This window comes from Streptomyces sp. NPDC007907 (assembly GCF_042959365.1).
GTDB lineage: Bacteria > Actinomycetota > Actinomycetes > Streptomycetales > Streptomycetaceae > Streptomyces > Streptomyces indiaensis.
Window position 1 is genome coordinate 454,520 of sequence record NZ_JBIBKR010000002.1, and the last position, 10,187, is coordinate 464,706.

The window sequence follows — 10,187 nt, forward strand, 5'->3', positions numbered from 1 at the left end:
CTCCGTCGGCGCACGAGTCCCTACCCCCAGGAGACCGTCCCATGAGCTTCAATCCACTGGAACAACGGGGCATCCCGCTCGACCGCCAGCTCCGCAGCTGGCGTGAGCTGAACGTGCCGCCCATCGACCCAGACCGCTGCGACCCGTACACCCGCTGCCGCATCATCACGATGAACGGCATCGAGGTGGAGGCCATCCTCTTCAGCCACCAGCTCGCCCGCAACACCGTCGATCCGGAGGTGAAGCGGCAGCTCGCCCGGACCCGCTACATCGAGGCGCAGCAGCAGAAGGTCGTCAACTGGCTGCTGCCCGGTGTGTCCTCCGTCCTGGAGACGACCATCGCCTACGAGCAGGTCGCGGTGGACCTGACGGCGTGGGTGGCGCGGATGGAGCCGGACCCGTACCTTCAGCAGGCCTACCAGTTCGGGGTGCTGGAGGACTTCGACCACCTGTACCGGTACGCCAACCTCTACGAGATGATCGAGCACCGCAAGGCGGAGTCGATCGTCGACAACCTCACCGAGGTGATGCCGGGCCGGCCGACGAAGTACCACCACCGCGACCCGTACGACAACGTCCGCGACCCGTACGACAAGAGCGGCACCAACCCCCTGTCCAAGCTGCACGCCCTGACCATCATGTCGGCGGAGCAGCAGACCATGAACTTCTACATGAACACCGGCCCCACCTACATGGAGCCGATCGCCCGGCAGCTCTACCAGGAGATCGGGCTGATCGAGGAGGAGCACGTCACCCACTACGAGTCCCTCGTGGACCCGGGGGAGACGTGGTGGGAGCAGCTCGTCAACCACGAGTACAACGAGTGCTACCTGTACTACTCCTTCATGCAGCAGGAGAGCGACCCCAAGGTGAAGGCGATCTGGGAGCTGCACCTGAACATGGAGCTGGAGCACCTGCACACCGCCTGCGACCTGATGCGCCGCCACGACGGCCGGGAGCCGCAGGAGGTCCTCGCTCCGGAACTGCCGAACGTGCTCACCTTCGAGCCGAACAAGCAGTACCTGCGTGAGCTGCTGGACACGCAGATGGACCTCACCACGCTGGGCGCCGGTTATGTGCGCGAGGCACATGAGCGGTTCGAGAAGATGCAGGAGCAGATCCACGGCGGTGAACAGCCGCCCAGCGAGCGCGTGATGGTCCAGCACGACGAGATGTTCGGCCGCGAGTACCGCGTGCAGTCCGAGGGCGAGCACCCCGACCCCGCGATGCGCGAGAAGTGAGGCGGACGGCCATGCCCGAGACCCACACCCCCCAGGCCGGCGACGACCGGGCCGCCGACACCGACGTGGTCGCCCTCCTCATGCGCCAGCACGGCGACATCCGCAACCTCTTCGACGAGGTCGAGCAGAGCTCCGGGGAGGAACGCCGTGAGGCCTTCCGCCGCCTGGTGCGGCTGCTGGCCGTGCACGAGACCGCCGAGGAGGAGGTCGTCCACCCCTTCGCCCGGCGGAACCTGCCCGGTGGCGAGCAGGTCGTGGAGGACCGGCTCACCGAGGAGCGGGCGGCCAAGGAGACCCTGTCCGCCCTTGACGATCTGGACACCGACGACCCGAAGTTCATGCTCCAGCTGATGAAGCTGCGCAAGGACGTGCAGGAGCACGCCCGGGCCGAGGAACGCTACGAGTTCACGCACATCCGCCGCAGCACCGACGCCGACGGCCTCGCCACCCTCGCCAAGGCGGTGAAGGCGGCCGAGGCGATGGCGCCCACCCGCCCCCACCCGGGAGTCGAGTCCGGCACGGCCAACGTGGCCCTCGGTCCCGTCTCGGCCCTCGTGGACCGTACGAAGGACGCGGTCCGCAAGGCGATGGGCAAGGATTGATCCGGCGAGGAACGGCCGGCCTCAGGCGGCCGGCCGGGGGCCGGCCGGATCCCCGGCGCGCCGGCCGTGCGCCGGACGGTAGGCGGTGATGTCGTAGCGGGCCTCGTCGTCGACGGCGTTCTCCTCCCGGTCCAGGACGATGCGCACGGGGTGCCCGTCGGCCGCGTACCGCGCCTCCGCCATGTGCGCGTGGTCCCGACGCGCCTGCTCCAGTTCGGCGAGGAGTTCGCCGAGCGTGGGCACGCTGCCCGGGTCGCTCTCGACCGCCCTGCGCGCGGAGTCGTCCAGGCCCACCGCCTTCACCACGACGCCTTCGCGGACCGAGATCCGGAAGGTGCCGAGCAGGCTCCGTTCCCCCTCGCTCGACCGGAGCGTGTACGTGTAGGCGGCGGGCTCCTGCCAGCCGCCCCGGACGCGGCCGGGTACGTTCTCCGCCTCCGGGGACGTCGGCGCGGTGCCGCAGGCGGCGGCCGCGCCGACGGTCCCTGCGATCAGCACGGTGGCACGAACGGCTCGGGCGGCGCGGGTCATGGCGGTCATGGCGGAGGTCCCTTCGACGACGGCTACCGCTATGACGCCGCCCATCAGCGGAACGTTCGACGGCCACCCTGGCGCGGCTGCTGCCGGCGCACCATCTCATCGATCCGGACGGGCACGAACGGCGAGGAGCAGCCCGGGGACGCCGGGTGGTCCTTGAGCACTTCCAGGCGCTCACCGATGTCGATCGCCCGGGCCCGGAAGTCCGCGTGTCAGACGGGGAGGACGAACGGAGGGTGCGCGCCGTTGAGGAAGTAGTCCCCGACGTCCCGGAGCCGGTGGCCGACGGGCTCGTACAGGGTGTGCGTGCGGGCGTTGCGCCAGAACCGGTCGAAGCCTAGCCGCGCGGAAGCGGAACGGGCACCGATGATGTCCAGGGCCCGGGCGGTGGACTCCTGGACGGCCCTGGACGCGGCGGCTTCGGCCATGGCGACCAGGACGGAGATCTCCGCGCAGTCCTCGTAGGTGAGGTCCTCGCCGTGGGCGAGTCCGCCCTGCACGGCCTGACGCGCCTCGTCGGCGAGTGCGGACGCCGAGCGGGTGAGCACGGTGAGCTCGCCGTACGCCGTCAGCACCTGGGGGTCCTGGGGCGAGCCGACGGGCCAGTCGGGGTGCCAGTGCGACTGGCCGGTCCTGCTGTACTCACGGGCCTCGGCGAGCACGCCCTCCGCCATGCCGAGCCGGAGCTGCGCCGACAGCAGCCGGCCGACCGGTGACACCAGGGCCGTCCGCGGCGACAGGACGTCCTCGTCCGCGGCCAGGGACCCCAGCACGTCGTCGGCGGCGACCGGCACCGCGTCGAACTCCGCGCTGCCACCGGCCGCCAGCCGCTGGCCGAAGGGATCGGCGTCACCGTCGACGACCACGCCCGGCAGGGCGGGATCGACCACGACGACGACCGGCTCACCGGTGCCGGCCCGCACCGCACGCACGGCGAGGCGGTCGGCCACCAGGACGCCGGCGGCGTAGCTCTGCCGGCCGTTCAGCACGTAGCCGCGCGTGTCCCGGGTGAGGGACAGTGCCGGTTCCTGGCGGGCCAGGCCGCCGCCCCAGCACCACGCCTCCGCCGCGGACCGCCGCTCCAGCCGCGCACCGAGGGCCGGTTGGGCGAGGAACCGGGCGCTCCATGACGTGAAGTAGTGACAGCCGAGGAGCTGGCCTATGGCGCCGTCGGCCGCCGCGATCTCCCGGACCACAGCGTACGCGTCGGACCAGTCCGCCCCGCCGCCCCCGAGCTCGGCGGGGACGAGGAGGGGCAGCAGCCCCGACTCACGCAGCCGCGACACCTCGTCGAAGGGAGGCTTGCCCGCCTGGTCTCTGGCGACCGCGTCCGTGGCCAGGTCCTCCGCTGTCTCGCGGGCCACCCGCAGCCAGTGCCCGCTGCCGGGCCCGGGCTGGTCGAACTCCACGACGGGGCCGGACGGCGCCGGGGCAACGCCCATGGCAGGAATCTCCTCAAGTTCGTTTGCAGAACGGGGTGTTGAGCCTCACGGGCGGGAAAGATGTGTGGGCCATGCGCATCATCCTGCGCAGCAGCACAAGGCCCCGTCAATACTTTCCTAGTAATTCGATAGGGAACGTAGGGAACGGCGGTGCGCGGCCGGCCGGGCCCGCAGTTGTTGCAGGGGAGTGGGCGGCAGCTCACGGGCGGCGCCCCGCGCATAGTGCCGCTCCACATAGAACTGCCCCACACCGAGCACGGTCGTGACGGCGGTGTACCAGAGCGTGGCGACCAGCAGCAGCGGGATGACCTCGGTGAGCTCGGAAGGCGAGACCATCGGAAGGCTCTCCAGGGGAGGGAAGGCACGGCACGGGTACGGAAGCCGGAGCCCGGCCCGGCGTCATCACGCTCGCCACGTCCCTCAACGCGGTGCGCCCGATCGTAGGGGGCCGACGCACACAGGTGTCAACCACACCCGGAACCCGCGGACCGGCGAACACCCACTCCGTCCGCCATCCGGGCCGTGGTTGACGAGACGTGAGATGTCCTGCTCAAGTAGTCGTATGAACGCCGAGCAGCGCCTGGTCACCCGTGGCCACATCGACTTCGGTCGGGTGTGGTCGGCGGCGTGTTGCGCCTGACGCGGCAGCGGGCCGTCTGACCGGCCCTTCCCTCCCTCGGTGCCCCCGTCGCGGGCCGAGTCCCTCTTCCGACACGCGCTGCCGCCGCCCCACCCGGCCAGGGTCCAGGCCCCGGCGCCATCACCCCCGTGCACCACCCCCTTCACCATGCCCTGAAGCGCCGCGCCCCGGCCGCCCCCAGGGCCGCCCCGTCGTGCCCCGGTGCCTCCCGGGCGCGACGGCGGACGACTTGAGGAAAGGCCAGACCCATGCCCGTGGAGTTCCTCGGCATCGCCGCCACCCACGACGGATCCGAGACCACGCCGCGCTCCGGCGCCGCCTTCGACAAGGACTACACGCTCCGCCTCGCCCGCGCCCACGAGGAACACGGCTGGGACCGGGTCCTGTTCGCCTACGGCTCCGGATCGCCCGACCCGGCACCGGCCGCCTCCTACATCGCGAGCAGACTGGACCGGCTCCAGATCCTCCTCGCCCACCGGCCCAACGTGTCGTACCCGACCTTCGCGGCGAAGACCTTCGCCACCCTCGACCAGATCAGCGAGGGCCGCCTGACCGTGCACTTCATCACCGGCGGCAACGACCGGGAGCAGGGCCGCGAGGGCGACACCCTCACCAAGGACGAGCGCTACGCCCGCACCCGTGAGTACATCCGGATCGTCAAGAAGATCTGGACCACGCACGATCCCTTCGACCACGAGGGCGAGCACTACCGCTTTCACGACTTCGTCAGCGACGTCTTCCCGGTCCAGCAGCCACACCCGAATGTGTCGTTCGGCGGCTCCTCGCCCGCCGCCTACGCCGTCGGCGGGGCCGAGGCCGACATCTACTGCCTGTGGGGCGAACCGCTGGAGAGGACAGCCGAGCAGATCGAGAACGTGAAGGCCGCCGCGAAGGCCGCGGGCCGTACCGACGTACCGCGCATCCAGGTGGCGTTCCGCCCGATCATCGCCCCCACCGAGGAACTCGCCTGGGAGAAGGCCCACCGCACGGTCGGCGCGATCAAGGCCCGCCGTGAGCGCGGCGAGGCGGTCACCAAACGCCACAACGGCACCGCGCAGCCACAGAACACCGGCTCCCAGCGGCTGATCGCCATCGCCGAGGCGGGGGAGCGCTACGACCGCGCCCTGTGGACGCCGACGGCCGCCGCGACCGGCGGCGCCGGCAACTCCAACGCCCTGGTCGGCACGCCGGAGACGGTCGCCCAAGCCCTCCTGGACTACTACGACCTCGGCGTGGACATCCTCTCCGCCCGCGGCTACGACCTGCTCGGCGACGCCATCGACTTCGGCCGGCACGTGATCCCGATCGTCCGGGAGGAGGTCGCCAAGCGCGACGCCGAGCTGGCGGCCCATGACCCGCAGCGCCTCGCGGCGGTGAACGGACGATGACCTCGGCACCCGAACTGACGGTCGTTCAGGTCCTGGTCTCCGACCCCCGGGTCCGGCCGCTGCTGCGCGAACTGGGCGACGAGTACTCCAGACGCTACGGCAGGGACGCGCACGCCGAGATCTCCCGTTACCCCGACGAGGAGTTCACCGCACCGCACGGGGGAGTGCTCCTGCTGTTGCTGGAACGCGGCCAACCCGTCGCGGGCGGCGCCTTCCGCCGCTACGACGCGGCCACGGCCGAGCTGAAACGGATCTGGACCCACTCCGCCCACCGCCGGCGCGGCCTGGCCCGGCGCGTCGTCGCCGAACTGGAACGCGAGGCGGCGGGCCGGGGCTACCGGCGTGTGTACCTCACCACCGGCCCACGCCAGCCCGAAGCCCGCGGCCTGTACCTGGCCACCGGCTACACACCGCTCTTCGACACCGAGGCCGACCCGGAGACCATCGGCCCGCTGCCGTTCGAGAAATACCTCGGGAAACACCTCGGAGAGGCCCCCAAGCAGTGAACACAATCCACCTGGGCAACGCCGCCGTTCTCCTGCTGCTCCCCGCCCTGTCTCTTACCGCCTGCGGCTCCGGCGCCACCCCCGGTGCCGCACCGGCGGGCGCGCAGGCGTCCCCCGCCCCGACCGACGACCCGGTGGCCGCCTACGCACGGTGGACTCCGTCGCCGCCCTGCTGCCCGCCGACGTCCGCGCCTCGGGAAGGCTGCGCATCGGCAGCTCCGTCGGCTTCCCGCCCGGCGCCTAGTACCCGGACGGGCCCGGTAAGGCGCCCGCCGGCCAGGACATCGACATCGCCGACGCCGTCGCCAAGGTCCTCGTATCAAGCTCGACCGCCAGGACGCCTCCTTCGAGACGATCCTGCCCGCCCTCGGCAGCGGCAAGTACGACGTCGGCACCGGCAACTTCGGCGTCACCGCCCAGCGCCTGAAGACCGTCGACTTCGTCACCTACATCGACGACGGCCAGGGCTTCGCCGTCAAGAAGGGCTCGCCCCTCACCAAGGCGTTCCGGGCGGCCGTCGACGAGCTGATCAAGGACGGCACGTACGCCCGGATCCTGAAGAAGGGGGGCACCGGCGCCTCAGCGATCGACGCGTCGCGGATCAACCCGCCCGAGCACAGGTGACCCCACGAGCCGCACCGAGGAGGGCGCATGAGTGCCGTCATGGTCGACGTCCACGGCGTCCACAAGAGCTATGGACCGCTGGAGGTGCTGCGCGGCGTCGACCTCCAGGTCAGGGCCGGCGACGTCACCGTGGTCCTCGGCCCCTCGGGCTCCGGGAAGTCCACGCTGCTGCGCACCATCAACCACCTGGAGAAGGTCAGCCGTCCTCGACGTCCTCAAAGGACCTCGCCCGCACCGGCACCACCGTGATCGTCGTGACGCACGAGATCGGCTTCGCCCGTGAGGTCGCCGACAACGTGGTGTTCATGGACGCCGGAGTCGTCGTGGATCAGGGCCCGCCCTCGGCCGTGCTCGACACCCCGCGGCACGAGCGCACCCGCGCCTTCCTCTCCAAGGTCCTCTGATCCGAAGTCCTCTGAGGTCCCCACCCCTCACCCGCGCGGCGCGGTGCGGACCCCCTGCCGCCGTCACGGGATGCGGTCACGATCCGACCGCAACCCGTGCGACGGTGAGCGCGTCAGCCGCCCGGACACCCCGACGACGGGCCGGCCCGCGACCCGAAGGCCGAGGTGCTCCGATGACCGTTCTCGACACCCGCGCGCTCAACCGCGCCACTCTGGCACGGCAGTTGCTCCTGGAGCGTGCCGACCTGCCGGTCCTCGACGCCGTCGGGCACCTGGGCGGTCTGCAGGCGCAGGAACCACAGGAGCCCTTCGCCGGGCTCTGGTCGCGGCTGCGGGCCTTCGACCCGGCGGAGCTGTCCGGCCTGCTGACCGGGCGGCAGGTCGTACGCACCCACCTGATGCGCCGCACCGTCCATCTCGTCACCGCGGACGACGTCGTGGCCTGGCGCTCCCGCCACGACGGCATGCTCCTCCGGCGGGTCCTCGGCGTGTACCGGCGTGAACTCGACGGGGTCGATCTCGGGGCGCTCGCGACGGCGGGCCGCACGGTCATGGCCGACGGCGAACCGCGCTCCATGCCCGAACTCGCGCGGGCCGTCGCGGGCCGGCTGCCCGCCGCGGAGCCACGGCCCCTGGGCGAGATGCTGGTCGCCGCACTCCTCCCGACGGTCCAGGTACCGCCGCGCGGCCTGTGGCGCACCACCGGCGCCGCGCGCTACGCGCTGCTCCCCTCCTGGCTCGGGCGCGAGATCGACCCGCCCTCCGCGGACGACTCCGACCCCGTGGGCCAAGCGATGCTCCGGCGCTACCTGGCCGCGTTCGGCCCCGCCACCCCGGCCGACCTGCGCGCCTGGTGCGGTCTCGCCGGACTGCCCGCCGCGGTCTCCGCCCTCCGCGGGGAACTGGTCGCCTTCCGCGACCATCGCGGCCGTGAGCTGCTCGACCTCCCCGACGCGCCCCGCCCCGACCCCGACACCCCCGCACCGGTGCGGTTCCTGCCCGCGTTCGACAACGCGATCCTCGGCTATCACGACCGCAGCCGGATCATCGACGACGGGCACCGGCCCCTGTCCGTCGCCGGTGCCCGGGTCGTCCTGGTCGACGGGCGGGTCGCCGCGACCTGGGTCGTGGAGGCGGACACGGTGCTCGTCACCCCGCTGCGCCGCTTCTCCCGGACCGACCGCACGGCCGTCGCCGCGGAAGGCCGGGCGATGGCCTCCTTCCTCTCCGACGGCCGGAGCGAGCGGGTACGCGTCGCTGCCTCGCCCGGCTGAACCACCCCGGGATGCCCTCCCCTCCAGTGATCGGCGGGCGTTCCGGGCAGGCAGGCGCACACTGGAAGGGTGCTGCCGGTGCTCACGAGGGGGTGTCGGCCCGTGAAAGCGTCAGAACGTGTGACCGTGCGGTGGTGGCGGTGGCGACGCAACGCGCTGAGACGGCGCGTCGACGTCGTCGAGGCCTGGGTCGTGCTCGCCGGCTGGCTGCTCGCCCTGCTGGGCGGGCTGCTCGCGGGACTGCTGGCCGCGGGCACGGTCGATCAGGCCGTCGAACGGCAGCGGGCCGAGAGTCGCCAGGTCCGGGCCGTGGTCGTCGAGGACGCGCCTGCCCCCTCCCAGGCCCGCACGGCGAGCGACCAGCGGGTGTGGGGCAAGGTGCGGTGGACCGCGCCCGACGGTGCGATCCACCGGGAGGACGCCCGGGTACCGGCGAGGGCACCCGCCGGGAGCATCGTCCTTGTGTGGGTGAACGGCCGCGGTGACCTCACGACCCCGCCCGTGTCCGGCGGCGAGGCCTGGCTGCACACCGCCATGGGCGGGGTGCTCGCGGGGATCTTCACCGGCGGAGCGGCACTGGGAGCCACCTGGCTGGCCCGCATGGCCCTCGACCGGCGCCGGATGAAGCAGTGGGGCGCGGAGTGGGAGCGGATCGACACGCGCAGGGGCTGGAAGACGGGCTGAGTGCGGCGGCGCCCCCGGCTGTCCTGCTGACGCTACCCGACCGGCCCTCACTGGCCCGACGAGTGCCTCGCGCGGGCGAGTGCCCGGATCCGGCCCGTGGCTCATCCTGTGCGGCCCTGCCGGACGAGTGCCCGTCGCGCGGGGGGTTATCGGGACGGCCGTACGAAGGGGGACGCGGAAGGCAGCGGGGTGGCCGTGGACAGGTGCGCGGTCGCGCCCTCGACCTGCCGCACCGTGCTCCCGCCGGGCCGGTGGTCGGTGCCCGCGCCCGTGGACAACTGGGACCAGGCGCCCAGGGCCAGGGCGACGGCGGCCGCGGTGGCGGCCACCCGCCCCGCGCGCCGGACCTTGGCGCGGCGGTCCAGGTCCCGCCACGCCACGCGGACCCACAGGTCGTCCGGCTGCCACAGGTCGCCGACGGCGATCGGGGGTTGGAGCTGCCGTCCCGCCGCCCGCTCCGTGGCGGAGGGCTCCCGGGGAGCTGTGACGCGTATGGCGGACTCGCTGTCCGTGAGGAACCTCAGCCACACGTCGTCGGGGACCGGGGGAACGCCGAGCGGCTCGTGGGGAGTTGCCCGCCCGTCCGGCTCATCGGTGGTCACGTCCCGTCCTCCCCTTTCCGGCCGTCGGCCTGATCAGCACGCCGTGCAAGATCAGTATGCCGCCCAGGTCCCGGAGCCGCGCCCCCGCCGGGTCCCGGGCCGCCCGTCCGGGACCGACTTGGTACCCGCCGTGGGGGGGGGGGGGGGGGGGGCCCCCCCCCCCCCCCGGGGGGGGCCGGGGGGGGCCGGGGGGGGGGGCCCCCCCGGGGGCCGGGGCCCCCCCCCCCGGGCAACCCAAGGTGG

Annotated in this window: 9 protein-coding genes and 4 pseudogenes; 8 read left to right on the forward strand and 5 right to left on the reverse strand. The window is 72.7% G+C overall.

All coding sequences use genetic code 11. The features are described from left to right. Window positions 1-41 precede the first annotated feature (41 nt). Together ACFZDI_RS08055 and ACFZDI_RS08060 are read left to right on the forward strand one after the other, a co-directional pair. Window positions 42-1,241, forward strand: a complete 1,200-nt coding sequence (locus ACFZDI_RS08055) for a hypothetical protein (RefSeq protein WP_234849710.1) — start codon at window positions 42-44, stop codon at window positions 1,239-1,241. A gap of 11 nt (window positions 1,242-1,252) precedes the next feature. Further along, window positions 1,253-1,843, forward strand: a complete 591-nt coding sequence (locus ACFZDI_RS08060) for a hemerythrin domain-containing protein (RefSeq protein WP_391248607.1) — start codon at window positions 1,253-1,255, stop codon at window positions 1,841-1,843. A 21-nt stretch (window positions 1,844-1,864) separates the two neighbouring features. Here ACFZDI_RS08060 and ACFZDI_RS08065 read toward each other — a convergent pair whose 3' ends face one another. The 4 genes and pseudogenes from ACFZDI_RS08065 to ACFZDI_RS08080 all read right to left on the reverse strand — a co-directional run. Next, complete coding sequence (locus ACFZDI_RS08065) at window positions 1,865-2,383, reverse strand: DUF6174 domain-containing protein (RefSeq protein ID WP_391248609.1); 519 nt, start codon at window positions 2,381-2,383, stop codon at window positions 1,865-1,867. A 44-nt stretch (window positions 2,384-2,427) separates the two neighbouring features. Beyond that, a pseudogene (locus tag ACFZDI_RS08070) lies at window positions 2,428-2,592 on the reverse strand (DNA alkylation repair protein); the annotation flags it as partial. Next, window positions 2,593-3,822: an acyl-CoA dehydrogenase family protein gene (locus ACFZDI_RS08075; RefSeq protein ID WP_391248611.1), complete on the reverse strand. Its 1,230-nt coding sequence runs from the start codon at window positions 3,820-3,822 to the stop codon at window positions 2,593-2,595. Window positions 3,823-3,939: 117 nt separating this feature from the next. Then, window positions 3,940-4,134 (reverse strand): annotated as a pseudogene (locus ACFZDI_RS08080) (amino acid ABC transporter permease); the annotation flags it as partial. A 576-nt stretch (window positions 4,135-4,710) separates the two neighbouring features. Between ACFZDI_RS08080 and ACFZDI_RS08085 the strand changes: the two are divergent. The 6 genes and pseudogenes from ACFZDI_RS08085 (at window position 4,711) to ACFZDI_RS08110 (ending at window position 9,342) form a co-directional block, all read left to right on the forward strand. Beyond that, complete coding sequence (locus ACFZDI_RS08085) at window positions 4,711-5,850, forward strand: LLM class flavin-dependent oxidoreductase (protein WP_391248613.1); 1,140 nt, start codon at window positions 4,711-4,713, stop codon at window positions 5,848-5,850. Beyond that, on the forward strand, window positions 5,847-6,356 hold the full coding sequence (locus ACFZDI_RS08090) for a GNAT family N-acetyltransferase (RefSeq protein WP_391248615.1): 510 nt from the start codon (window positions 5,847-5,849) through the stop codon (window positions 6,354-6,356). The genes ACFZDI_RS08085 and ACFZDI_RS08090 overlap by 4 nt, the downstream gene beginning before the upstream one ends. Then, window positions 6,353-6,980, forward strand: a pseudogene (locus ACFZDI_RS08095) (transporter substrate-binding domain-containing protein). The gene ACFZDI_RS08090 and the pseudogene ACFZDI_RS08095 overlap by 4 nt, the downstream one beginning before the upstream one ends. A gap of 27 nt (window positions 6,981-7,007) precedes the next feature. Further along, window positions 7,008-7,384: pseudogene (locus ACFZDI_RS08100) on the forward strand (ATP-binding cassette domain-containing protein). Window positions 7,385-7,557: 173 nt separating this feature from the next. Beyond that, the gene (locus ACFZDI_RS08105; protein WP_391248617.1) at window positions 7,558-8,658 is read left to right on the forward strand and encodes a DNA glycosylase AlkZ-like family protein; all 1,101 of its coding nucleotides are present in this window, start codon (window positions 7,558-7,560) and stop codon (window positions 8,656-8,658) included. Between the two features lie 102 nt (window positions 8,659-8,760). Next, complete coding sequence (locus ACFZDI_RS08110; RefSeq protein WP_391248619.1) at window positions 8,761-9,342, forward strand: hypothetical protein; 582 nt, start codon at window positions 8,761-8,763, stop codon at window positions 9,340-9,342. Between the two features lie 146 nt (window positions 9,343-9,488). Here ACFZDI_RS08110 and ACFZDI_RS08115 read toward each other — a convergent pair whose 3' ends face one another. Further along, complete coding sequence (locus tag ACFZDI_RS08115) at window positions 9,489-9,944, reverse strand: hypothetical protein (RefSeq protein ID WP_391248621.1); 456 nt, start codon at window positions 9,942-9,944, stop codon at window positions 9,489-9,491. Window positions 9,945-10,187 lie beyond the last annotated feature (243 nt).